General features: G+C 71.6%; 25 protein-coding genes. 11 read left to right on the top strand and 14 right to left on the bottom strand.

The genetic code is table 11. The features are described from left to right. The 4 genes from EAS64_RS24970 to EAS64_RS24955 form a co-directional block, all read right to left on the bottom strand. The coding region (locus tag EAS64_RS24970; RefSeq protein WP_222849560.1) for a hypothetical protein at positions 1–635 on the bottom strand (635 nt) is incomplete at its 3' end. Positions 636–952: 317 nt separating this feature from the next. Beyond that, positions 953–1,747: a PIG-L deacetylase family protein gene (locus tag EAS64_RS24965; RefSeq protein ID WP_145856558.1), complete on the bottom strand. Its 795-nt coding sequence runs from the start codon at positions 1,745–1,747 to the stop codon at positions 953–955. A 201-nt stretch (positions 1,748–1,948) separates the two neighbouring features. Then, positions 1,949–3,259: a cryptochrome/photolyase family protein gene (locus EAS64_RS24960; protein ID WP_145856556.1), complete on the bottom strand. Its 1,311-nt coding sequence runs from the start codon at positions 3,257–3,259 to the stop codon at positions 1,949–1,951. Positions 3,260–3,340: 81 nt separating this feature from the next. Further along, on the bottom strand, positions 3,341–4,564 hold the full coding sequence (locus EAS64_RS24955; RefSeq protein ID WP_145856555.1) for an MFS transporter: 1,224 nt from the start codon (positions 4,562–4,564) through the stop codon (positions 3,341–3,343). A gap of 139 nt (positions 4,565–4,703) precedes the next feature. On the opposite strand from EAS64_RS24955, the gene EAS64_RS24950 reads away from it, so the two are divergent. Beyond that, a complete protein-coding gene (locus tag EAS64_RS24950; RefSeq protein ID WP_222849559.1) occupies positions 4,704–5,402 on the top strand; it encodes a GntR family transcriptional regulator in 699 nt (232 codons plus the stop codon). A gap of 16 nt (positions 5,403–5,418) precedes the next feature. Here the strand turns inward: EAS64_RS24950 and EAS64_RS24945 are convergent, their stop codons facing one another. The 5 genes from EAS64_RS24945 to EAS64_RS24925 all read right to left on the bottom strand — a co-directional run bounded on the left by EAS64_RS24945 (position 5,419) and on the right by EAS64_RS24925 (position 9,943). After that, positions 5,419–5,901, bottom strand: coding sequence for a vWA domain-containing protein (locus EAS64_RS24945; protein WP_246115839.1), 483 nt, complete (start codon positions 5,899–5,901; stop codon positions 5,419–5,421). 158 nt (positions 5,902–6,059) lie between these two features. Continuing rightward, the gene (locus EAS64_RS24940; RefSeq protein ID WP_145856549.1) at positions 6,060–6,524 is read right to left on the bottom strand and encodes an Hsp70 family protein; all 465 of its coding nucleotides are present in this window, start codon (positions 6,522–6,524) and stop codon (positions 6,060–6,062) included. Between the two features lie 32 nt (positions 6,525–6,556). Further along, positions 6,557–7,702 carry a S1C family serine protease gene (locus EAS64_RS24935; RefSeq protein ID WP_145856547.1) on the bottom strand — a complete coding sequence of 382 codons (1,146 nt, stop codon included), beginning with the start codon at positions 7,700–7,702 and terminating at the stop codon, positions 6,557–6,559. A 99-nt stretch (positions 7,703–7,801) separates the two neighbouring features. Next, on the bottom strand, positions 7,802–9,232 hold the full coding sequence (locus tag EAS64_RS24930) for a sensor histidine kinase (protein ID WP_145856545.1): 1,431 nt from the start codon (positions 9,230–9,232) through the stop codon (positions 7,802–7,804). Between the two features lie 9 nt (positions 9,233–9,241). Then, positions 9,242–9,943, bottom strand: coding sequence for a response regulator transcription factor (locus tag EAS64_RS24925; RefSeq protein WP_145856543.1), 702 nt, complete (start codon positions 9,941–9,943; stop codon positions 9,242–9,244). 151 nt (positions 9,944–10,094) lie between these two features. Here EAS64_RS24925 and EAS64_RS43800 point away from each other — a divergent pair, with 151 nt between their 5' ends. Genes EAS64_RS43800 through EAS64_RS24915 form a run of 3 tightly spaced genes read left to right on the top strand, consistent with a single transcriptional unit; the run spans position 10,095 to position 11,370 of the window. Then, complete coding sequence (locus tag EAS64_RS43800) at positions 10,095–10,256, top strand: hypothetical protein (RefSeq protein ID WP_187366151.1); 162 nt, start codon at positions 10,095–10,097, stop codon at positions 10,254–10,256. A gap of 17 nt (positions 10,257–10,273) precedes the next feature. Continuing rightward, a complete protein-coding gene (locus EAS64_RS24920) occupies positions 10,274–10,696 on the top strand; it encodes a TraR/DksA family transcriptional regulator (RefSeq protein WP_145856541.1) in 423 nt (140 codons plus the stop codon). Beyond that, positions 10,693–11,370, top strand: coding sequence for a DedA family protein (locus tag EAS64_RS24915; RefSeq protein WP_145856539.1), 678 nt, complete (start codon positions 10,693–10,695; stop codon positions 11,368–11,370). The genes EAS64_RS24920 and EAS64_RS24915 overlap by 4 nt, the downstream gene beginning before the upstream one ends. A gap of 23 nt (positions 11,371–11,393) precedes the next feature. Here EAS64_RS24915 and EAS64_RS24910 read toward each other — a convergent pair whose 3' ends face one another. Next, positions 11,394–11,717: a DMT family transporter gene (locus EAS64_RS24910; RefSeq protein ID WP_145856537.1), complete on the bottom strand. Its 324-nt coding sequence runs from the start codon at positions 11,715–11,717 to the stop codon at positions 11,394–11,396. 193 nt (positions 11,718–11,910) lie between these two features. Between EAS64_RS24910 and EAS64_RS24905 the strand changes: the two genes are divergently transcribed. The 7 genes from EAS64_RS24905 to EAS64_RS46100 all read left to right on the top strand — a co-directional run bounded on the left by EAS64_RS24905 (position 11,911) and on the right by EAS64_RS46100 (position 17,309). Further along, positions 11,911–12,414: a YflT domain-containing protein gene (locus EAS64_RS24905; RefSeq protein WP_145856535.1), complete on the top strand. Its 504-nt coding sequence runs from the start codon at positions 11,911–11,913 to the stop codon at positions 12,412–12,414. Then, positions 12,411–13,376, top strand: coding sequence for a TerC/Alx family metal homeostasis membrane protein (locus tag EAS64_RS24900; protein ID WP_281283316.1), 966 nt, complete (start codon positions 12,411–12,413; stop codon positions 13,374–13,376). The genes EAS64_RS24905 and EAS64_RS24900 overlap by 4 nt, the downstream gene beginning before the upstream one ends. 41 nt (positions 13,377–13,417) lie before the next feature. Next, positions 13,418–15,304, top strand: a complete 1,887-nt coding sequence (locus EAS64_RS45000; protein WP_222849557.1) for a plasmid pRiA4b ORF-3 family protein — start codon at positions 13,418–13,420, stop codon at positions 15,302–15,304. Positions 15,305–15,562: 258 nt separating this feature from the next. Next, on the top strand, positions 15,563–15,886 hold the full coding sequence (locus tag EAS64_RS24890) for a GYD domain-containing protein (protein ID WP_145856530.1): 324 nt from the start codon (positions 15,563–15,565) through the stop codon (positions 15,884–15,886). Positions 15,887–16,069: 183 nt separating this feature from the next. After that, positions 16,070–16,327: a hypothetical protein gene (locus EAS64_RS24885; protein ID WP_145856528.1), complete on the top strand. Its 258-nt coding sequence runs from the start codon at positions 16,070–16,072 to the stop codon at positions 16,325–16,327. Positions 16,328–16,698: 371 nt separating this feature from the next. Further along, positions 16,699–17,169: an alpha/beta hydrolase gene (locus EAS64_RS46105; protein ID WP_246115859.1), complete on the top strand. Its 471-nt coding sequence runs from the start codon at positions 16,699–16,701 to the stop codon at positions 17,167–17,169. Next, complete coding sequence (locus EAS64_RS46100; RefSeq protein WP_246115856.1) at positions 17,064–17,309, top strand: alpha/beta hydrolase-fold protein; 246 nt, start codon at positions 17,064–17,066, stop codon at positions 17,307–17,309. The genes EAS64_RS46105 and EAS64_RS46100 overlap by 106 nt, the downstream gene beginning before the upstream one ends. A gap of 451 nt (positions 17,310–17,760) precedes the next feature. Here the strand turns inward: EAS64_RS46100 and EAS64_RS24875 are convergent, their stop codons facing one another. Genes EAS64_RS24875 through EAS64_RS24860 form a run of 4 tightly spaced genes read right to left on the bottom strand, consistent with a single transcriptional unit; the run spans position 17,761 to position 21,719 of the window. Beyond that, positions 17,761–18,207, bottom strand: coding sequence for a cupin domain-containing protein (locus EAS64_RS24875; protein ID WP_145856526.1), 447 nt, complete (start codon positions 18,205–18,207; stop codon positions 17,761–17,763). Continuing rightward, entirely contained in the window at positions 18,197–19,039 is an 843-nt protein-coding gene (locus EAS64_RS24870; protein WP_222849556.1) for a cysteine hydrolase family protein, read from the bottom strand. The genes EAS64_RS24875 and EAS64_RS24870 overlap by 11 nt, the downstream gene beginning before the upstream one ends. Continuing rightward, positions 19,036–20,655, bottom strand: coding sequence for an AtzH-like domain-containing protein (locus EAS64_RS24865; protein ID WP_222849555.1), 1,620 nt, complete (start codon positions 20,653–20,655; stop codon positions 19,036–19,038). The genes EAS64_RS24870 and EAS64_RS24865 overlap by 4 nt, the downstream gene beginning before the upstream one ends. Further along, positions 20,652–21,719, bottom strand: coding sequence for an acetamidase/formamidase family protein (locus EAS64_RS24860; RefSeq protein ID WP_145856524.1), 1,068 nt, complete (start codon positions 21,717–21,719; stop codon positions 20,652–20,654). The genes EAS64_RS24865 and EAS64_RS24860 overlap by 4 nt, the downstream gene beginning before the upstream one ends. Positions 21,720–21,721: the final 2 nt, after the last annotated feature.

The raw sequence follows: 21,721 nt of genomic DNA, 5'->3' as shown, positions 1-21,721 counted from the left end.
TTGCCCGCCAGCTCCCCTGCGATCAGCGCCTCCGCGCGGGCCGCCTCATCCTCATCCAGCGGCTCGAAGACCTGCGCGACCAGCCGCGCCTTCGACCGGGTGAGGATCCCCCCGGCCAGCAGCCGCCCGATGCCGGGCAGCCGCATCCCCAGCGTCCACGCCAGGTTCGCGAGGTTCCCCGCCGACTGCGGCCCCATCGCCAAGGCTGCGGCGATCTCGTAGGTCAGCGAGTCGTCCCACCCGCCCGGCAGGTCGGTGCGGCGGCGCAGCACCGGGGCGCCGGCGTCATCGTCGCGCATCATCGCCCGCAGCGCGCCCAGCATGCCCGCCGCCGCCCACGCCTCGACCGCCGCCCACTGCCGCACGATCCCGATCAGCGCATCGGCGCCCGCGACCGCATAAAGACCGCCCGGCCCCGCATAGCGGCCGCCCGGCCCGCCAGCCGTGACGCCGCCCGGCCCAGCAGCAGACAAGCCGCCCGCCCCGGCGGCGGTCTCCAGCGCGACGGCGAGCGCGGCGCACGGGGCGGCCCTCTCCCAGGCCCCGCCGTGCTCGAACGCGGCGAGCAGGGCGGGCAGGTCCGCGGGCTGGCCGGGCGTGCCGCCCTGCCAGTCGCCGGCTGCCTGCCAGTCCATGAACGCCCCCGTTCGAAGGAAAGATCATCTTTCAGTTACTAATCGAATACTACTGCGAGGGTCTGACATTCCGGCGCGACGCACCAAGCGACTGGAGTGGTGGATACACCGAGATTCCAGCGAGGCGAGGCAGGCGCTGCGGGGACTGCACGAACGGGATGCCAGGGATCGGGTCAGCGCGTTCACCGTCCGACGCCGCGATCTCAGCGCGGGATAGGCACCTCAATGAGCCCAGCTTGAGCCACGTTTGTCGCGTTCGCGGCTAGCCCAGCCCGCTGACCTGGTAGTTCTCGATAAGCGCGAGCTGAATTCGCGCACTAATCCTGCCGGTCAGGCACAGCCGCGTGACCGCGGGCGAGCTTGCCCGTCCGGCCCCCCGGCTCGGCGAACCATTCTGTCCCGCAGACGGCGCGGAATACCGGCAAGGGCGACCTGACCAGCAAGCGGAACAACTTGGCCGATCGCCCGTTGCCCGACACCGGCGTCTGGTGCGCCGCTAGCGCCGCCTGCTTCTGCGCCACATGCCGACGCACGTCGATCCGGTGCGTGATCAACGACTGCGGCATGCCGTACCCGAGCATCTCATCGAGACGATGGCGGGGCAGCAGGCGAAGGACGAGCAGCAGCCGGGCGACCCGGGCTACCAGCTCGCGCGGCACCGTCGCCTCCACGACCCGCACTCCCGCCAGCCCGGCTGCCTGTGCGCCAACCTGGTGTACCCGGACGTGGTCGCGATGACCATAGCCGCCTTGCGGGTCATAGCTCAGCAGCAGGTCCGCGTGCTCCTCCGTGAGGAGGGCGGCAAGCTTTCCTGCCGCTTCCCCGATGTCCGCCCGCGCGAACCGCGTCCTGCCCGGCGGGTCCTCGAAGAGGACCGGCCCGTACCCGCTGTCCGCGTAGCCGAGGTGCACGACCCTGCCCGCGCCGAGGATCGCGGCGCTCGCGCGCAACTCCGCCAGCCGCCGGCCCTGATCCGGGCCGGCCCACACGTCACCATCGCAGGCCACGACGACGATCACCCGATGACCATCCGCCGCCAGCCGGGCGATCGTCCCGCCAGTCAGCAGCACCTCGTCATCTGGATGAGCGTGAAACGCCACGACCGTCACCACCGGCGCGAGCCCACCTCCCGGCATACCCAAGTGCCGTGCCAGCCCCGGCACCCATGCTCGCTCACTCCGACTGAAGTGCGCACTGGGAATGTCCAACTCGGGTTACCCCAAGATTCCAGCGAGGCGAGCCAGACCCGCGAGGACTGCACGAACGGGATGCCAGGGATCGGGTCAGCGCGTGCACCGCCCGACGCCGCGATCTCAGTGCGAGACAGGCAGCTCGATGATCGGGTTCGGGTAGTGGAGCTGCCTGCGGCGCGTCTCGGGGAGCTGCCATGGCGTGTGGATGTGCGGGGCGGTGAGTGCGGCAAGCTCGGGGACGTACCTGCGCACGTATTCGCCGTCGCGATCGAACCGTGCCGCCTGGCGCAGGGGGCTGAGCACCCGGCCTGGACGCGTGCTGTTGCCCGTCCCCGCCACCCACTGCCAGTTGCCCGCGTTGTTGGCCACGTCGCCGTCGGCGAGCAGCTCGGCGAAGTGCCGGTAGCCGTGCCGCCAGTCGATCCCCAGGGTCCTGGTGAGGAACGAAGCGGTGATCATCCGCGCCCGGTTGTGCATGAATCCTTCTTGGGCGAGTTGCCGCATCCCGGCGTCGACGATGGGGATGCCGGTGTGTCCCGTCCGCCAGGCGTCGATTGCGTCCTGATCCGCGTTCCACTGGCGCGGACCTGGCCGGTAGTCGGCGCACCCCATGTCCGGGAACGCGGCCGTGACCTGGTGGAAGAAGTCACGCCAGGCCAGCTGCCTGCAATACTCCGCGCCACCTGGCCGGTCAAGCGCGGCGCTGGCGAGCTCGAGCGGTGACACGCAGCCGAATCGCAGGTAAGCGCTCAGCCGGGACGTCGCGTCCGCGGCCAGGGCGTCCCGTTTGTCGCCGTATCCCGTGAGCGGTCCGTCGAGCCAGCGGCGGACCAGGTCCAGGCCGGCTCGTTCGCCGCCGGGCACGAGCGCCGGGGAGCAACCAGACACCGCGGCGGGCAGGCCGCCCGGCTCGATGCCCTCCGGGAGGGAGATCGCCGACGGCGCCGGGTGTGGCTGCCGCCAGGCGGCGGCTCGCCATGCGCGCCAGTAGGGCGTGAAGACCTGGTAATGGTCCCCGCCGGCCGGCCGGAGATCTCCCGGGGTGACGACCGCGTGGCTGCCAGGGGTGACCTCAAGTGCGATGCGGTGCCTCGCGCTTTCCCGGTCGAGGCGCTCCCTGCGCCGGGCCGCGTAGCGGGTGACGTCGCCGGCGACGACGATGGCCTGCGCCCCCACCCGCGTCGCGATTCCGATCGCCTCGGCGACCGGGTCGCCGTGCCTGATGATCAGGTCTCCGCCGAGTTCCCGCAGCTCCTGCCTGAGCACCGCGACCGAGTCGGCAAGGAAGCGCGCGCGGTTGCGCGGCACGGCAAGCGCCGGATCGGTGACGAAAAGCGGAACCACCGCGCGGGCGTTGGCACACGCGCTCGCCAGCGCGGGGTTGTCGCGCACCCGCAGGTCGCGGGTGAACAGCACGATGGCGACGTCCATGGCTCCCCCTCATTCGCCGGAACGTCCATCATCGCGCCGCCGGCCGGACGCGGCCGGCTATCGGGTGCTCTCGCGTCCTGGTCATGCCCGGTGCTTGTCCCGCGGCGGTACGAGCGGGATGGCGGCGAGGGGCGTCACGGCGACCAGGGCGAACGACACCGGGAACCCGACGGCGGCGATGAGCGCGCCGATGCCGGGGCCGACGACGGAGGCGGCGATGAACTGGCCGGTGTTCTGGATGCCGAGTGCCTTGCCCGACCAGGCGGGCCCCGCGGACTCCGCGACCGAGGTGAACGACAGGCCGTTGTCGGCGACGCTCACCGTGGAGGCGATGACCAGCACGATCGCCGAGGCGACCACCCAGTGCAGCGCGCCAGCCGCGGCCAGGACGAGCATGACTGCCACGCCGGACACACAGACCCAGCGCAATACCCGCATCCGGCTGCCGACCCGGTCGCTGAGGTAGCCGACAAGAATGCGACCGAAGGCGCCGACGAACTGGGAGACCGCGATGACCGCGCCAGCGGCGGCGGCGCTCCAGCCAAGGCCGGTGATCAGCCAGATCATGCCGAAGGTGGACAGGGTGAACTGCGGCACCACGAGCAGCGCGGACAGCAGGTGGATGCGGGCGAGGAACATGCCGTCCCGGTACGGGTTGTCCGGCCGCCAGGCGTCGCCGTCGCCCTTGCGGGCCGCGACGGGGCGTGGCGGGTTCGCGATGCCGGCCGCGCAGCCGACGGCGAGCACCGCCAGCAGCCCGCCGGTGACCAGCAGCGGTGCGGCGATTCCGACGTGCGCGGCGAGTGGCGGGACGATCAGCGCGGCGGCCGCCACGCCCAGCGGTGTCGACATCTGCCTGATGCCCATTGCCAGACCGCGCCGGGAGCGCGGGAACCAGCCGACCACCACCCGGCCGGACGCGGAGCTCGTGCTCGCCGCCGCGGCACCGCCGAGCAGCAGCATGACGCCAAGCCAGGTGTACCCCGACACCGTCGCGGCGGCGAAGGCGAAGGCGGCGGCGAGCGCTAGGCCGCCGGCGATGACCCATCGCTCGCCGTACCGGTCGGCCATGGCACCCCAGGCGACAAGCGCGAGCACCGTGCCGAAGGTGGGGGCGGCGGCAAGCAGCCCGGCCTGGGCCAGCGGCAGGCCGCGCTGCAGGTGGAGCAGCGGAATCAGGTACGCGGGGGCGCTGACCAGCAGGGATCCGGCTGCCTGGGCAGCGACGCCAAGGCCGAGCATCCGCCACGCGGCGGCGGGAACTGCCGCACGAGTGTCGCTGGCGGCTGCTTGTGTGCTGATCATCGCCCTGCCTTTCATCGGGTACGGGCTTCATCCCGGACGAAGGGTTTTTGGAGTACCAACTTGGAGTACCAACTAGGAGTACCATATTGGTATACCAATCGAGATACCGATGCAGCCAGTCAATTTTTGGGGAGCGGCCGTGAGTCACCTCAACGAGGACAGTGCCTACGACCGCCTGCGGGCGGCGATCCTGTCGCTTGAGTTCGTGCCTGGTGAGCGGCTCAGCGAGCGGGGCCTCGAGTCGGTGCTCGGCGCCTCGCGCACGCCGATCCGGGCGGCGCTGATGCGGCTGGAAAACGAGGGACTCACCCAGCGGGCCGGCCGCGGCTGGCAGGTCTCACCGATTGACCTGGCCGAGGTGCGCGCGGTGATGGAGTACCGCGAGGCGCTCGAGGTCGCCGCGGTCACCCTCGCGGTCGAGCGCGCGACCGATGAGGAACTCGGGGCGCTGCGCGTGCTCGCCGAGGTCCACCGTGACCGGGACGACGAGGAGAGCGGGCTGCGCGACGGCGGCGACTTCCACGTCGCGCTCACCCGACTGTCGCGCAACCCGTTCCTCGCCGACGGCATGGCCGGCGCGCTCACCCGGCTGTCGCGCACCCGCTGGCTCGAGGTGCGCACTCCGCAGTCCCGCGCCCACGCAAGAGACGAGCATCTCGGCATCGTCGCCGCGGTCACCCGCCGCGACGCAGGCCAGGCTGCGGCGCTCGTGGCGGCGCACTGCCATGGCACCCGCGACCGGCTCCTCGGCTACCTCGCCGAGGAGCGCCGGCGGCTGCGCGGGCGAGGCCTCGCGATCATCGAGTCTTCGCCCCCGCCGCCGCGGCTGGCCGGTTAGGGCTGGCCCGGCCCGGCTAACCGCGCTGTGTCCCATTGACGGACCTGAGGCTCGCGGCCATCGTGGCGATGCCCTCGGCGAGATCGTCGACTCCGTTGACCGCGACGCTCGGCTGCTCCTCGCCGGACAGCTCGGCGAACTCCTGGGCGGCGGTGCTGCCAAGGCCGCGGGTCACGAACCTGATGTCCTCCGCCTTCATTTGGGCTTTGGCGAGCACCCGCTCCCTTGGGCCGAGGCCGCCGTCGCCGAAGATCGCCACCAGTCGGTCATGGCCCTTGAACTGGTCGAGGATCTGGTGGCATCGCTCGAGCGGGCGGAGCAGACTGGTGCCGCCGTTTGCGCTCGTCGCCGCGTCGAGCAGCCGCCGTGCGGTCTCGCCGTCCTGCGTCGGCTCGGCGAGCGCGGCCACGTCGGTGTTCCATAGCAGCACGCCGACGCGGTAGCGCGCCTCGACGGCCTCGTCGACGATCCTCATCGCGCCACGCGCCGCCTCACGCATGGGCCTGCCATCCATGGAGCGGCTGACGTCGATGCAGAGCATCACCGCGCCGCCGCCGAAGCGACCTGGAGCGCGCGCAGATGCCGGCCTGGCGGTATCTGCGTCAGCCCTGGCGAGTTGAACGGGCGCCGGATCCAGTCAGCCATTGATCGCTCCCGTCATCCGCGCACCACGCTGCAGCCGACCAGGGTGGTCAGACGCTCGGTCTCCGCACTGTCGATCACGCCCTCGATCAACGCCTCGAGCCGCAGCTCGCGACCGGATCGCGGCTCGTGCGCGATCACCGTCAGGCGTCCGTCGGCGGCGACCTTCATGGTGAGCCTGATGACCGATCCCGCGGGCAGCCTGCCGAGCCCGGTGAATTCGCCGTCGAGTACCCGGCGATTGTGCCCGACCTCGGCGGACGGCACCGGGCCCGCCTGTTCGTACAACTGAATGCGGACCGAGTCCTGGTTGGGCACGATGGTGCCGAATCCAGTCGCCACCCGCGCGGCGGGCAACGGCACGTTCGCGGCGACCAGATGCACCACCTGGCTCCGCTCCCCCCGCGGGTCACTGCTGTCCTCGATGAGGATGCCGATGGCACGCGGCGTGACCGGGGCGATCGCGCCGGGGCTGAGCACTCGATGGAGGGCCGGTCTCTGGCCGCGGTTCGTTAGCTTGCCGGCAGTTCGCCGAGGGTCACCGTCACGGTCAGCCGCTCCGTACCGCGGACGACCTCAAGGGCGATCTTGTCCCCCGGGTGCGCCGCGGCGAGCGCCGTGGCGAGGGCCTGGGTGTCCGGCGTGGACGTGCCGCCCGCCGTTCTGATGACGTCGCCAGCGCGCAGGCCGGCCTTGTCGGCGGGTCCGCCGCTTGTCACAGCCACGATGCCGGTTCCGCCGGGCGTGCCGTCCTGCCCGGTGACCGTGCCCACCTGGGCGCCGATCGCGGCCCGGTGCGAATTGGTGACGTGGCCCGAGCCGACGAGCTGCCTTGCGATGTCGCGGACCAGGTTGGACGGGATGGCGAAGCCGATGCCCTGCACCGAGGCGCCGCTTTGCGCGCCCGCCGCGGTCAGCGTCGGGATGCCGACCACGTCACCGGCGACCGTCACCAGGGCGCCGCCGCTGTTGCCCGGGTTGATCGGCGCGCTTGTCTGTATCGCGTCTGGCAGGGTGGCGCCCGGGCGGCCGTCGCCGCTCGCGGGTTCCGTGACTACCCGGCCGGTCGCCGAGATGATCCCGCTTGTCACGCTGCCTGACAGGCCGAGCGGGTTGCCGACGGCCAGCACCACGTCGCCCGCCTGCGCCTTGGCCGAGTCGCCGAACCGGGCCGGCTTTAGTCCCGACGGGTCATCGACCCTGATGACGGCCAGGTCGTCGGGCTGGTAGCTGCCCACCAGGCGCGCGCTGCGCGGCGCGGTGTCCCCGGCGACCTGGACCTGGAACGTCGTCGCGCCGCCCGCCACGTGGGCGTTGGTGACGATGTTGCCCGCCTTGTCGAGCACCACGCCGGAGCCGAGCCCCTCGGTGGTGCTGATCAGCACCACCGACGGCAGCACCCGGCGGACCACATCGGCGTAGCTGGCGCGCTCGCCGCCGACGGTCACCTGGGTGCCTGGCGCGGCGGCACCGGTCGCGGGGGCTGTGTTCGCGGTACCGGTGCTCGCGGGCAGGCCGGCCGCGGACGCGTTCGCCACCGGGTTCGGTGCGGGCGCCGGGGCCGCGGTGGCGGCGCCGACGGCGACGCCGCTCGCGCCGATCGCCGTCGCCGCCGCCACGGCGATGGTCGCGTTCCGGGCACGCTGGGTCATTCTCATGGCAACTGGGCTCCTTCTCGAGGCTGCGGAACCCATCTCAATCGCCGGCGGTGCAGGCGTTGTGCCGTCGCTGTGGCGGCGATGTGGAGACGCGACGAGCTAGGCGCCCGGCAGGGTGAGGGTCAGGCGCGTCCCCTCGCCCGGCCGGCTGTCTGCGGTCAGCGTGCCGCCGTGCGCCAGGGTCAGTTCGGCCGCGATCGCAAGGCCGATGCCGCTGCCCGACGTCTGGGCGGCCGCCTGACCGCGCCAGAAACGGTCGAAGATGCGCGGCAGCTCGTCGGCGGGAATGCCGACCCCGGTGTCCGCCACCTCGAGCACCGCGCCAGAGCCGGCCAGCCCAGCGCCGGCCAGCCCAGCGCCGGCCAGCCCGGCGCCGGCCAGCCCGGTGCGGATCGTCACGGTCCCGCCAGCCGGGGTGAACTTCAGCGCGTTGCCGAGCAGGTTGGTGACCACCTGGTGCATCCACCGCTCGTCGGCGAGAACCGGCGCCGGGTCGAGAAGGCGGTTCAGCGTGACGCCTGCCGCCTCGAACCGCCGGGCCAGGCTGTCGGCCGCGGCCGCCGCGATGCCGGCCAGGTCGCGCCGCTCGCGCACCAGGCGCAGCACCGCGGCGTCGGCGGCGGCCATCGTCTGCAGGTCGTCCACCATGCGGGCGAGCCGTACCACCTCGTCGCGCAGCGACCCGAGCTCATCGGGGCCCGGCTCGATCACGCCGTCGAGCAAGGCCTCGTGCCCCGCCTGCAGCACCGCGACCGGCGTGCGCAGCTCGTGGGCGACGCTTGCCACCAGGTCCCTGCGGATCTTGTCCTCGTGGTCGAGGGTGTCGGCCATCTGGTCGAACGCGGCGGCGAGCTCGCGCAGTTCGCCTGGTCCCCTGATCGCCCCGGCCCGCGCGGACCGGTCGCCGCCGGCCATCGCCCGGGTGACGGAGATCAGCCGGGCGACCGGGCGGGTGATCCGCCTGGCGACACCCAGGCCGGTCAGGAGCGCGAGCAGGGCGGCGAGTCCCGCGGTGCCGGCGATCGCCCGCAGCAGCGCGGTGCGCAGCACATCATCGGCGGCACCGAGCCCGGACGCGGTCAGGCCGACAAGCACCGAGCCCACCCGCTGCCCCCGTACCACCACCGGCGCGCTGTCCCTGGGGCCTGGCGCGGACGCGAAGCCGCTGGTGGCCGCCACGGCGTGGCCGGCCGCGTCGCGCACCTGAAGCTGCACGCCGCTTTGCTCGGCGAGTTCGACGATCGGGATGAGGTCGGTACTGACCCAGCCGTGGTTCAGCTGCCAGGAGCTGCCCGCCGCCACCGCGAACGCGCTCGCCAGCTCCGCGCGCTGGCGGCTCGCGAGCGATGACACGTCGACCGCGGAGAACACCGCGGTCAGCACGGCGACCAGCGCGATGGCGGCGAGGGCAATACCGAGGAACGCGAGCGCGAGGCGCATTCCCAGGGTGCTGCCGCGGTGCCCGCTCGCCCCGGCTCCAGTCGTCGAAAGCTCGGTCGTCGAGGGCTCGGTCCTCGAGGGCTCGGTCATCGCGGGCCCTCAGTTATCGCGGCCAAGGCCGAGCCGGTAGCCGCCGCCGAGCACGGTCACGATGATCGCCGGGTTTCCCGGGTCCTGCTCGATCTTGCGGCGCAGGTTCTTCACGTGCGAGTCGACCGTGCGCTCGTAGCCCTCGAACTCGTACCCGCGCACCTTGTTGATCAGCTCCAGGCGGGAGTAGACCCGGCCGGGGACCGTGGCGAGCGCGCCGAGTATCCCCCACTCGGTCGGCGTGAGCTGCGCCGCCGCGCCGCGCACGGTGACGGTCCGCCGCGGCTCGTCGATCACCAGCGTACCGTCGCCGTAACTGGTGACGCCGTGCGCGGCGGCGGACGGGCCGCCGCCGCGCCGCAGGATCGCCTGCACCCGCAGCACCAGCTCCCGCGGGCTGAACGGCTTGGTCACGTAGTCGTCCGCGCCGAGCTCGAGGCCGCGTATCCGGTCCTCCTCCGCCGCCCGCGCGGTCAGCATCACGATGGGCACCGCCGAGGCCGACCGCAGCTCCCTGGCCACGGCCTCGCCGGGCACGTCGGGCAGGCCGAGGTCGAGAACCACCAGGTCGGGCGCGGCGTCCGCCGCCATGGTGATCGCCTCCGCACCCGAGCCGGTGGACAGCACCGTGAACCCGGCCCGTTCCAGGTAGGACCTGATGAAGTCCCGCAGCTTCCGCTCGTCCTCGACCACGAGAACCGTGGCTGCCATCGCGCCTCCTGTCGCCGCCTGGTGACGTACCTCTCCACACGGTCACCACGGCACCTCCACCGGGCAGGCACGCTCGCCCTGAATCATGAGAGGCACAGTGCACTGGTACCGCCCGGCGATACCGCTAGCACCGCAGCATAAGGCAGGTGAGATGAACGGAAGCGACCTGATCGTGATCGGGCCATGGATCCTGTTCGCCGTGTGCCTGGTCGCGGTGTGCATCCGCCTGCTGCACGCGCGGCGCCCATTGCGGCGATCAGGACGGCGGCCGATGCGGCGGTCAGTTTCCGCGTCGCGCAGGCAAGACGACTAACCCGGTGTAGGAGAGCCATGCGACGAGAAGGCGACGGACGATCAAGCCCGCGCTGGCGCGCCATACTCGAGGCGCGCTGGCGGGCCCGGCTTGAGGAGGTCACGGAACTGTCCCTCGCGTACCACGCGGCGGCGGCGGACGTGCTGGCAGGCGTCGAGGACCCACGGGCCCGCCAGCTGCTGCACCGTGCCATCGAGGCACGCCAGCGACTCGCCGACACCGAGGACGCGCTCGGCAAGGTGGCCACCGCTGACTTCGGGCGGTGTGAGGAGTGCGGCGTGTTCATCGCTGATGTGCTGCTCGCCGCGGCGCCGGAGTCCCGGTACTGTGCGGGTTGCGTGGCCGAGGCCACCCTCGCGGCCGGCGAGGCCGCGGCGGCCACGACGGGCTGGGCGAAGACGGGCCCGTCCGGGGTGGGCACGGCCGCCGGGCGCCGATGAGCGCACTCGACAGCCTGCAGGCCGGCTCGGCGCTGTCGTACCTGATCGCCTTCGGCGTCCCGGCGCTCGACGCGATACTGCCCGCGCTGCCCGGCGAGACAGCGATCGTCGCACTCGGCGTCGCCACCGCGGGAAGCACCGACCCGCGCGTCGCGCTGCTTGTAGTCCTGGCCGCCGCGGGCGCGTTCGCGGGCGACAACCTCAGTTACCTGATCGGCCGCCGCTTCGGCCCCGCGGCGCGGCGCCGGTTCTTCGGCACGCCGAAGGGCGCCGCGGCGCACGCGTGGGCGGAGCGGTCGCTCGCCCGCTTCGGCACCCAGCTCATCATCGTGTGCCGGTTCATCCCTGGCGGACGCATCGCGGTGACCCTCACCTGCGGGCTCACCGGCTACCCGCGGCGGCGCTTCGCGGCGGCGACCGCGGTCGCCGCCGCGATCTGGGCGGTGCAGGCGTTCCTCATCGGCCGGATCGGCGGCCGGGCCTTCGCCGACGACCCGTGGGCGGCGCTTGGCGTCGCGCTTGGGGCATCGGTCGCCATCAGCGCCCTGATCGAGGTCGTCCGCCGCCTGCGGCGGACAAAGGGTGCTTCGGTGACGCAGGCGACAGAGATGGCAGCCGCGACCGAGGAGAGTCGCGACGGCGCGTCTGGGGTCAGCCGAACCCGTTCGGGATGATGATTGTCGTCGGCGGCGGTGCGTTAGGGCGTCACGCCAGACAGGTTGAGCCCGATCACGCCGGACAGGATCAGCGCGATGGAGACGAGCTTCAGCGTCGAGACGGCGTCGCCGAGGAAGAGCATGCCGGCCGACGCCGCGCCCGCGGCGCCGATCCCCGTCCACACCGCGTAGGCGGGGCCGACCTCGAGTTCGCGCAGCGCCAGCGTGAGCAGCCCGAAGCTGGTCAGCGCGCAGACCGCGAAGCCGAACGTCGGCCACGGCTCCCGCAGGCCGTCGCTGAGCTTGAGGAACACGGCGAAGCCGGTCTCGAACAGGCCCGCGGCAACGAGCGCCACCCATGCCATCACGTCACCTCGCGTCCTGATGTTGGCGTCTGTCCCGTCCAGTAACGCGCGGCGCCGGGGAGGCGCCGTGTGCGGGCGATGCAGCCCAGATGGAGACGGCCTCCATCGGATCTCCACGCGGCGCCGACCGTGACTGCACAGCCGGCGGGCACCGTGGATCGCGTGATTCCCAGCGAAGGAAGGGGACGCTGCGATGCTTGGAAGCCAGACGCCGCTGCTCGATCCGGTCAGTGCCGCGTGGAACACCGTCGCGCGGTTCGACGACTACCCAAGCGCGCAGCGCGCGGTCGACCAGCTCTCCGACGACGGCTTCCCCGTCGAAAAGCTCGACATTGTCGGATCTGACGTGCGGCTCGTGGAACGGGTGACGGGCCGCCTCACCACGGGGCGCGCTACCGGCGCGGGCGCGCTGAGCGGGCTGTGGGCGGGCCTGCTGCTCGGCATCCTGCTCGGGCTGTTCACCTCGGGACATTCCTTCCTCGCGGCCGCCGCGACTGGCGCCGCGCTGGGCACGCTCTGGGGAGCCGTCTTCGGTTACGTGACGCACGCGCGGACCAGGGGCCAGCGCGACTTCAGCTCGCAGCGGCAACTGGTCGCCACCAGGTATGACCTGATCGCGCGCGGCGGCACCGTCGAGGCGGCCAAGTCCATGCTGGCGGCGGCGGGCCTGCTGCCGCAGACCGAGGCGGCCAGCTGACGGCCCCGGCCTGGGCCTGGGCCGCGTTCGCCGCCTTCGTGGTGGCGATGCTGGTCCTCGACCTGTTCGTGCTGCACCGCCGGGCCCGAGCGGTGTCGCTGCGCGAAGCCTTCGTGTGGAGCGCGGTGTGGATCGCGGCGGGGCTCGGATTCGGGGGGCTGGTGTGGGCCTGGGCGGGCGGGGGTGCCGCCCAGGCCTACCTGGCCGGGTACCTGATCGAGAAAAGCCTCTCTGTCGACAACATCTTCCTGTTCGCCGCCATCTTCTCCGCGTTCGTCATCCCCGCTCGCTACCAGCACCGGGTGCTGATGTACGGCATCATCGGCGCGCTTGTCATGCGGGCCGCGTTCATCGCCGCGGGCATCACGCTGCTTGACGCGATCCACCCGGTCATCTACGTGTTCGGCGCGGTGCTTATCGTCGCGGCGATCAACATGCTGCGCGGCGGGGCTCATGCCGTGCCGTCGCCGGAGAGCTCGCGCGTGCTGCGGCTGCTGCGGCGGGTGCTGCCGGTCACCGACCAGATCGTCGGCCAGCGGTTCGTGGTGCGCACCGACTCCCGCCTGGTCGCCACGCCGCTGCTCGTCGCACTGGTGGTGGTGGAGTTCACCGACGTCATCTTCGCCGTCGACTCGATCCCCGCGGTGCTCGCGGTGACCACCGATCCGTTCGTGGTCTACACATCGAATGTGTTCGCCCTGCTCGGGATGCGGGCGCTGTATTTCCTGCTGGCCGGCGCGGCCGCGCGGCTGCGCTACCTGCGGCCAGGGCTGGCCGTGATCCTGTTCGCGGTGGCGGTGAAGCTGCTGCTCGCGGACGTGGTTTCGTTCCCGGCGTGGTCGGCGCCGGCGTTCATCACGCTGGTGCTCACGGTGGTGGGGGTGGCGTCCGCGCGCGACGGGCGCCGAGAGCCGCGCTCCGCGACGGCGCCCGAAAATCACGCGTCTGACTTGGTTGGCTGATTGCCCAGCGGGACGGCCATCGAAGACCCGATGCTAGGAATGTGACCACTTCAGAGTTGGCCGCGTCGGGGATGGCCGGGGCCGCACTAAGTTGCCCGGCGTTCACAGATGCCGTCAAACTTGCCGCGTGGGTCGGCCCCAGCCGTGAGCTCACCACCAGCGGCGTGCTGCGCCCAGCGATCGCTGTCCAGGCGTGCCAGGTGCTCGGCATTCCGCTGGCTTCCGGCAAGCTGCGCAGCGCGATGGACGTCCCAGAATTGCAGCTTGCGTGGGAGGCGGCGCTGGCCGCTGACCTGGTCCTGGTGGTGTCGAACCGGGCCAGCACCGCCCCTATCGCGGCCGAGATCGCGGCGGTGGCTGCCGACGCCGAGCAACTTGATACAGGGCTTGCCGACCAGGTGGTACTCGCCTGGCTGCGTGCCGTGGGCGGACAGTTCGGGTTCCCGAACGATGTCTGCGGGCAGTGCCTGACAATGCTGGTCGAGCTAGGCAAGGCGGACGGCCCGGTCGAGATCGCCGTGGCCGTGCTCGGCGAGTCCGCCGACGACCCGAACCGCACGGGAACGTACGTCTGTCCGGACTGCGGGCAGCCGCACGAGTGGTCGCTGCCCGACGTCCCCGGCCTCGACGTCACCGTCGCGTTGCGCGACGAAGACCTGGTCGAGCACGCCCTCACCACCATTGACGTCTTGACAGACTTTGGCGCCGTCTCCACTGGCCCGGGTCAGGCGCCAGAAGGCACGGTGGCGCTGACCGCGCTGGGCCGGCTGTTCGCCGGGTGGGCGCTTGAGTCGATCTCCCCGGCGGCGGACGAGGCTGCCGGGGAACTGGTGGGGATCGTCGCTGACTACCCGCCCCCGGTCGCGCTCGCCGCGTCAGCCCGGTGGCTGGCGGCCCGCACGCCGCCGACCGCAGCCCGTGAGCTGCTGGGCTTCGCCGAAAGCGCCGATGTCCCGCTGGTGCGGACGGTCGCCCTCACGCTCGCCAGGCAGCTCGGCTCCGAGGCGCTTCCAGCCTGGCGGGAGTACGCAGTCCGCGCCGGCTTCGGCGCCTACGCCCGGCAGCACCTGGCGTCCCAAGGTGAGGACGTCGAGTCAGACGGCCGGGACGAGGCGTGGCTGCTTGTGGACTCCATCGTGGCGGCCAGCGGCGAGCTCCCCTGGCTGGCCGAGCTGACGTTCGCTGGCGTCTTCCGCGCGATGGGCGGCGAGGCCACCCCGGAACTGCTCGCCGACCTGAAGTCCTGCGGACATCCGAACGCGGCCCAGGTGGCAGACCTATTCGCACCCGAACCAAGGACTGCGGCGGTGCCCCGCAGCCCGGCCGGCGTCCCGGCGAGGCGCGGTCCCACTGCCGCCAACGGCAAGCTGTGCCAGCTCCTGATCACGATGCGCTACGTGGACGACCCGCCGGTCTGGCGGCGGGTCGTCGTACCCGCCGGGATCACCCTCGGCGAGTTGCACTACGTGATCCAGGATGCCATGGGCTGGGAGGACTGTCACCTGCACATGTTCACCGCTGGGAAGGTCACCTACGGGGTGCCGGACGGCGACTTCATGTCTGACGACCAAGACGAGGACGCCGTGCGGCTGTCCGACCTGCTGTCCCGGAAGGGCCAGAAGCTCAGCTACACCTACGACTTCGGCGACGACTGGGACCACCTCGTCAAGCTAGAAAAGACCCTGCGGCCCGGCTCCACGGAGGCGCTCGCGGCCGGCCCGGTCCCGGTCTGCCTGGCCGGCGAAGGCGCCTGCCCGCCGGAGGACTGCGGCGGCGCGTCGGGCTACTGGAACCTGAAGGAAGCGCTCGCCAACCCAGATCACGATGATCACGAGGACATGCTGGAGTGGCTCGGCCTCGACCGCCCCGGCGATTTCAACCCTGCCGCATTCCACCTGGCCGAAGTCAACCAACGCCTGCGCGCTTAACGCTTTTGAGCCTCCCCCGAGGACCGTCGAACACCCCGGCCAGCGGCGTGCCGCAGGTCATGCACCCGCCGTCGCCGGTGAGCCGCCAGTCGCTACCGCGCTCCCACCGTCGAACCGTCCATGTCCGCCGCGCTTCCCGCTACCCTAGCGTGCTACCAGCGATTCGGGTTCTTGAACGGGCTTGACAGCGGGTAAAGCGATGTTTAGACCGCAGTGGCGGACGCTCTCTTCGCCCGTTCCCACCTGAGGGGAATCCCGATGGCGCTCTTCATGTACCAGGCCTCCTATACCGCAAAGTCACTGGCGGCCCAGCTCAAGGAGCCACAAGACCCCGTGGACGTGATCAGGCCGACGCTGGAGGAGGTGGGGGCCAAGATGCTGGTGGCTGGTTTTCCGTTCGGCGAGTACGACTTGCTCATCGTGTATGAGGCACCCGATGAGATGACCGCCGCCAGCGTCGCGATGGCCGTCGGCGCGGCGGGCGAGGTCAGGGCGGGCAAGACAACGCGACTGCTCAGCGGGCAGGAATGGCTCGATTCTCTGCGCAAGCGCAAGATCATCAAGCCCCGGAAAGCCCGCTAGCCGGGAAACGCATGGATGGCCGGCCGGGGCGTTGCGGGCTACGGTCGGCGCGTGGGTTATCTACACGGTGATGGTCCGTCGTGTCCGCCTCCGGGCGGTCGGGCCGGCGCGCTAACGCGCTGCTCATGACGCCGCCTGGGATCGCTGCCATCAAGGACTTCCCGGAGAAGATGGAGAAGAACTATGGCTGACAAAATCACCTATTACGCCATCATCGACGACTCCAGCAGCCTGGAGCACCCCGCGGGAGTCATCCGTCGGATCGAGAACGACGAGCGAGAGATCGATGAGGTGTTCTCCCGGAACCTCACGTGGGAGTTCTCCTCGCTGCTCTATTCAGCCGAGCACGGAGACCTGACCAACGACTTCACCGTGATCACCGAAGACGAAGCAACGCAGGTTATCGAGAGAATCCGCGCAGAGTCTGTCGACCCCGAGTAGCAAGGCCACTTGCGCCGGATTCGGGCCGGCTCGGCCTCGACGAGCTTGTGGGGCCTGACGGGACCGCCAATCTGGTGCTCCGCTGCCACCCGAGGAGTGTCATGACGGCGCGTCCAGGGTAAGCCGAACCCGTTCTGGACAATGACTGTCGTCTTCGCCGTGCGTTAAGGCGTCACGCCGAGCCCTGCCCGTCTCGTTAGGCGCGCCGCTACGTGGTGTTCCAGCCGGTGTCGACCCGGTGCGTGCCGCGGGTGACGTAACAGCCGTGCTCCATCGTATGACGGTCTTACCTTGGCGCCCTTGGCGGGCGCACCGGCGGGGCATATACAGCGCCTGACCGCTCTTCGGCCCCGGACGGAAGGACGCTGAGAATGCCTTTGCCCTGGTCAACCGAGCTGGCAGGCCGCATTGAAGAGCACGTGATCAGCAGCGACCTGCTGCGCGGCAACCCGCTTGGCGACCCGTATGAACGGCCGCTGCTCGTCTACACGCCACCCGGCTACGACGATGCGCCGGACCGGCGCTACCCGTCGGTGTACGTGATCCAGGGGTATACCGGGCATGTGGCGATGTGGCGAGGACGATCGCCGTTCCGGCAGCCGTTCCCCGAGACCGCCGACGCCATGTTCGCCCGCGCGGAGGCACCGCCCGCGATCGTCGCGTACGTGGACGCGTGGACCGCCTATTGCGGAAGCCAGTTCGTCGACTCGCCTGGCACGGGAACTACCACTCCTACCTGTGCGACGAAGTGGTCCCTTGGGTGGACGCCAGGTACCGGGCGATCCCCGATGCGGCACACCGGGCGATCGCGGGCAAGTCGAGCGGCGGCTTCGGCGCGATGATCACGCCGATACTCCGGCCCGACCTGTTCGGTGCGCTGGCCACGCACGCCGGCGACGCCTACTACGAGTACGCCTATGTGCCTGAGTTCCCCCAGGTGGTACGAAACCTGCGTAACTACGGTGGAGACATCTTCCGCTGATGGGACGACTTCCGGTCACGGGTCGCGTTCACTAAGCCCGAGGACTCGAACCTGCTGGGGACGCTCGGCGTCGCGGCGTGCTTTTCCGCCCGGCCGGACGGCACGCCGGAACTGCCGATCGATCCCGAGACGGGCGTGCTGCGGCCGGATGTGTGGCAACGGTGGCTCGACTGGGACCCGGTGCGCATGGTTCCCAGGTACGCGGACGCGCTGCGGTCCCTGCGGGGCATTTGGATCGACGCAGGGAACAAGGACGACTTCTACCTGGATGTCGGCGCGTCGGCGTTCCGCGCTGCCCTCGCGGCGGCCGGGGTTGCCGACGAGGCGATCCACTACGAAATCTTCGACGGCACGCACGCCGCCATCGACTACCGGTATCCGCTGTCGCTTGCCTGGCTCTGCCAGCGAATGACACCGTTACCGGGCGGATGGTCGGCCGTGAGTCCGAGGGTCAAGATCCGCCGGCCAGGACATCCTTGTCGGCGTCCTGCCAGCCGACCGGGGTGCCCCTGTCGACGAGCGCGGCGAAACCGCCGGGGACCGCGCTGGGGTCGTTGTCCAGGATGGTCACCGTGTAGAGCCGCTCCGTCGACGAGGTGTTCTCGATCCGGTGGACCGACCCAGGGGGCAGCACGAGCACATCGCCCGCCCGCAGGTCGGCGGCATGCCCGTCGCTGTGCGCGCGGCCGGTCCCGCGCAGCACGACGAAGATCTCGGTGGAGTCCGGGTGTGAGTTCGGCGGCTGGCTGCCGCCCGGATCCCACACCTCGTAGAAGACGCTGATGCCGGTGCCGTCCGCGGGGCGGACCAGGGTAGCGAGCCGGACGGTGTCCGCCGGCGAGATAAGCCTGGGGACGACGTCCTCGAGATGCCGGACGATGGGCGGTTCACCGCTCACGGGTATGCTCTCCTGTTCCTGCCGATTCTCCCGCTACCGGAGTCGGGACTGCGCCGAGCGCGCCGAGCACTGAGTCGGTCTGCGTGGTGAAGCCGAAGCATTGGCGGGTGTTGTAGATCGTCGCTTCGTGGCAGTAGCTGGGCGAGGTGGTGGCCGACGCGTCGGTGAGCAGCACTACGTCGTAGCCGGCGCAGGCCGCGTCGATCAGCGTGGCATACACGCACTGGTCGGAGTTGACCCCGGCGAACAGCAGTGTGTCGGCCCGCAGGTTGCGCAGGACGCTGTCGAGTTCGGTGTCCCAGAACCCGCTCATCCGGTACTTGTCGACCTGAATGTCACCGGGCTCAGCGCGCAGCGGCGCGGTCAGCGCGGCACCCCAGCTGTCCTTGGTCAGCACGGCGGCCCCGCTGGACGGCAGCACATGCCCGATGCCCGCGCCCGTCCCTTCGGGGTCGTACACGTGCGTGACACCGGGCGGCAGGTTGGCCTGGTCCGGGCGGTTGCCCCAGTTCAGCCAGATCACCGGGACGCCGGCCGCGCGTGACGCGCGGGCAGCGGCGTCGCTGCGGCTGACCGCGGTGGCGAGCGCGGACACGTCCACGCCGATGGAGGCTAGCCAGCCGTTCGGCGCGCAGAAATCGTTTTGCAGGTCGACGATGATCAGTGCGGTGCGGGACAGGTCGACCGTGATGTCGCGCGGCGCGGCGGCGAGTGTCGCCGGACGCGACCCGGCCGGGCGGCGCAGGTCGATCGGACCGCCATCGGCTGGTATCGTCCAGCGATTGGGATGTGACGGTAGCGAGCCGCGGGGTGCATGGGTTACCTCGCTCACGGTGTCCTTTCTGGTGCGGCCGCCAGCCGGGCGGCCGCCGACAGCAGGGGCAGGTCGGTGCCGGGCGCGCCGATCAGGCACAGGCCCACGGGCGCGTCGTGGCCGGTCAGCGGCAGGCTGATGGCGGGCGCGCCGGCGATCGGTGACAGGCAGCTGATGCGCAGGGTGCGGCCGCGGACGTCGTCGATCTCGGCCGGGCCTGCGGTCCGCAGCGGGGCCGGACCCGGCACCGTGGGCAGGACCAGGATCGCTCCGTCGAGCCATTCCCGCAGCTGCTCTCTGGCGGCCGCGACGGTCGCGCGGGCGGCGGCGGCCTCCTCGCCGGTGACCGCGGCGGCCGCCGCGAACCTGGCGGCGACATCCGCGCCCAGGCTGCCGGGGTGCGCCTCGATCCAGCTGCCGTGGGTGGCCCAGGCCTCGTATGCCTGCACGGTGCGGAACGCGGCGAACCACTCGTCGAGTGTCGCCGCCGTGAGCGCGGCCTGCCGGGAGGGCGGCAGCGTCCCGGCCGCCTCGAACGCGGCGACGCGCCCCGCGAACAGGTCGCGGGTGAGCGGTTCGGCCAGCCGCTCGGCCAGCGGAAGACGGAGCACGCGGGCGGGACCGGGCGGCGTGCCACCCCGCGCCGGGAGCAGGGCGGCGGCGACCGCGGCACTGGTCGCGACGTCGCGGGTGAGCCAGCCGACGGTGTCGTAGGACGGGGCGAGCGGCAGCACGCCGTCTGACGGCACGGCCCCGTGCGTGGGGCGGAAGCCGACGAGCCCCTGGTAGGCGGCGGGCACCCGGATGGACCCAGCCGTATCGGTGCCGAGGCCGACCTGGGCCTGGCCGAGGGCGACGGCCGCGGCCGGGCCGCTCGACGAGCCGCCGCCGAGCCGGGCCGGGGCGGCCGGGTTCGGGGCGGTGCCGTAGTGCGAGTTCGACCCGGCGATACTGTAGGCGAACTCGTCGGTCTGCGCGATGCCCGTCAGGTGCGCGCCGGCCCGGCGCAGCGCAGTGACCACCGGCGCCGAGGCGGGCCGCGCTGACTGCCCGGCCAGGTAGGCAGGAACGCCGCCGCCGGTGGGGTGCCCTTCGACCGCGATCAGGTCCTTGACCGCGACGCCGATGCCGTCAAGCGGGCCGCTGCCCAAGGGCGGCAGGAGCGGTATCCCGGCCACCCGCCAGACAGCGGGATCGACGGGCGCCTGCGGCACGGCACCTGGAGCGGGCGCCGACCTGGCCGGCAGGCTGACGTGCGCGGCGGCGACCCGCCAGCCGTCGGCGGTGTGCTGCCATAGCTGGGTTTGCAGCCCGGTGGCTGCGCCGTCCGCCGTCCTCGCCATGATGAGCACGGCGTCTGGTGCGAGCACACGGACCTGAAGCTCGGCGACCTTCCTGGTGGGGATGACGGCCCGGCCGGAGCGGAACCCGGCGATCGCCTCGTGCCCGACGAGCAGGACGCGCCCGTCGCCGCGCACCGTGTCAGGCCCAGGCATGAACAGCGCGTCAAGGACGTCCCGGTCGTTGGCGAGCAACGCCGCGTCGTAGCGCCAGAACGCGTCGAGCACGCCGTCGGGCACCGGGCCCGGGCAGTGCACCGGCACTCCAGGCGCTGGCATACCGTTCGCTGTCACCAGGACCAGCCTCCTGAGCCGGGGAAGTCGGCGCGCCTGATCCGGGCGTGCACGCCCTTTACCAGGTCTACCACCTGCGAGATGTCGAAATCGGCCGCCGCGCTCAGGTACGCGTAGCCCAGCGCGGGGTCCATGCCGAACGACGCGCGCAGCAGTTCCACGGCGTTGGCGGCGCACCGTTCTACCGCGATGTCCAGGTCGGCGTCGAGACCAGTCGGGACCAGGTACTGCGGAGTCGTCACAACCGGGCCTGCGACCTCACCGAACCGTGCCTTGCCCGCTGCCGCCTCAACCAGGCCGAGGGTCAGCGTCGCAGTCAGCGGCGCCTCGAGCGCGGTGAGCGCGATCTCGCCGTTGCCCTGGGCGTAGTGCGGGTCCCCAACGTAGAACCCCGCGTCGGGGACCTCGACCGGCAGGTACAGCACGCTGCCGGGGACCAGCAGCGAGATGTCGAGGTTGCCGCCGAATTCCCCTGGCGCGATCGAGCCGCGGCGGACCGCGCCGCGCGGCGTCACACCCATGATCCCGAGGAACGGCGCCAGCGGGAAGCGCGCCACCGGCCGGTCACCGGCTCCCCGGTCCGCGGCGGGTGGGCGCAGCGGCAGGTAGCCGTGCCTGTCGTCGACACGGCAGAAGACGCTGGTGACGGATGCTCCGCCGGGCGGGAACCGGCCGGGCAGCGCGCCCCGGCCGTGCCGGCTGGAGATGACCCCGTAGTCCGCGCGGCGGACCAGCGCGTCCACCCGGACGGCGAGCCAGTCACCGGGCCGCGCGCCCCGCACGGCGATGGGTCCGGTGACCACGTGCGGGCCCGCACCCGGAAGGTGGTCGGCGTTGGCGGCGATGTCGATCGCGTCCGTGAGCACGTCGGCGGCGGCGACGCCGTGGCGGCCGAAGAATGCGACAGGGTCGCGGCCCTGGTCTTCGAGTATGCCCTCGTGGCTGACCGTGTCGATGGTGACCTGCGTGCCGGCCTCGACGCTGAGCACGGGCGCGTCGGCCTCGCTCGGCAGCCTGCCCCAGAGTGTGGTCGCGGGGCTCGCCGTCAGGTGCGGCGGGGTCATCG

The organism is Trebonia kvetii, from assembly GCF_007827045.1.
GTDB classification, from domain to species: Bacteria; Actinomycetota; Actinomycetes; order Streptosporangiales; family Streptosporangiaceae; genus Trebonia; species Trebonia kvetii.
Note: the sequence above shows the minus strand (reverse complement) of the source record. Positions and strands in the feature narration are given on the sequence as shown.

What these genes read in the sequence shown, in the direction of transcription:
- EAS64_RS24920 (WP_145856541.1), top strand. Translation starts at nt 10,274, where the DNA reads ATGCGACGAGAAGGCGACGGACGATCAAGCCCGCGCTGGCGCGCCATA.
- EAS64_RS24910 (WP_145856537.1), bottom strand. Translation starts at nt 11,717, where the DNA reads ATGGCATGGGTGGCGCTCGTTGCCGCGGGCCTGTTCGAGACCGGCTTC.
- EAS64_RS24860 (WP_145856524.1), bottom strand. Translation starts at nt 21,719, where the DNA reads ATGACCCCGCCGCACCTGACGGCGAGCCCCGCGACCACACTCTGGGGC.
- EAS64_RS43800 (WP_187366151.1), top strand. Translation starts at nt 10,095, where the DNA reads ATGAACGGAAGCGACCTGATCGTGATCGGGCCATGGATCCTGTTCGCC.
- EAS64_RS24890 (WP_145856530.1), top strand. Translation starts at nt 15,563, where the DNA reads ATGGCGCTCTTCATGTACCAGGCCTCCTATACCGCAAAGTCACTGGCG.
- EAS64_RS24930 (WP_145856545.1), bottom strand. Translation starts at nt 9,232, where the DNA reads ATGACCGAGCCCTCGAGGACCGAGCCCTCGACGACCGAGCTTTCGACG.
- EAS64_RS24935 (WP_145856547.1), bottom strand. Translation starts at nt 7,702, where the DNA reads ATGAGAATGACCCAGCGTGCCCGGAACGCGACCATCGCCGTGGCGGCG.
- EAS64_RS46105 (WP_246115859.1), top strand. Translation starts at nt 16,699, where the DNA reads ATGCCTTTGCCCTGGTCAACCGAGCTGGCAGGCCGCATTGAAGAGCAC.
- EAS64_RS24885 (WP_145856528.1), top strand. Translation starts at nt 16,070, where the DNA reads ATGGCTGACAAAATCACCTATTACGCCATCATCGACGACTCCAGCAGC.
- EAS64_RS24905 (WP_145856535.1), top strand. Translation starts at nt 11,911, where the DNA reads ATGCTTGGAAGCCAGACGCCGCTGCTCGATCCGGTCAGTGCCGCGTGG.
- EAS64_RS24925 (WP_145856543.1), bottom strand. Translation starts at nt 9,943, where the DNA reads ATGGCAGCCACGGTTCTCGTGGTCGAGGACGAGCGGAAGCTGCGGGAC.
- EAS64_RS24945 (WP_246115839.1), bottom strand. Translation starts at nt 5,901, where the DNA reads ATGCGTGAGGCGGCGCGTGGCGCGATGAGGATCGTCGACGAGGCCGTC.
- EAS64_RS24960 (WP_145856556.1), bottom strand. Translation starts at nt 3,259, where the DNA reads ATGGACGTCGCCATCGTGCTGTTCACCCGCGACCTGCGGGTGCGCGAC.
- EAS64_RS24915 (WP_145856539.1), top strand. Translation starts at nt 10,693, where the DNA reads ATGAGCGCACTCGACAGCCTGCAGGCCGGCTCGGCGCTGTCGTACCTG.
- EAS64_RS24955 (WP_145856555.1), bottom strand. Translation starts at nt 4,564, where the DNA reads ATGATCAGCACACAAGCAGCCGCCAGCGACACTCGTGCGGCAGTTCCC.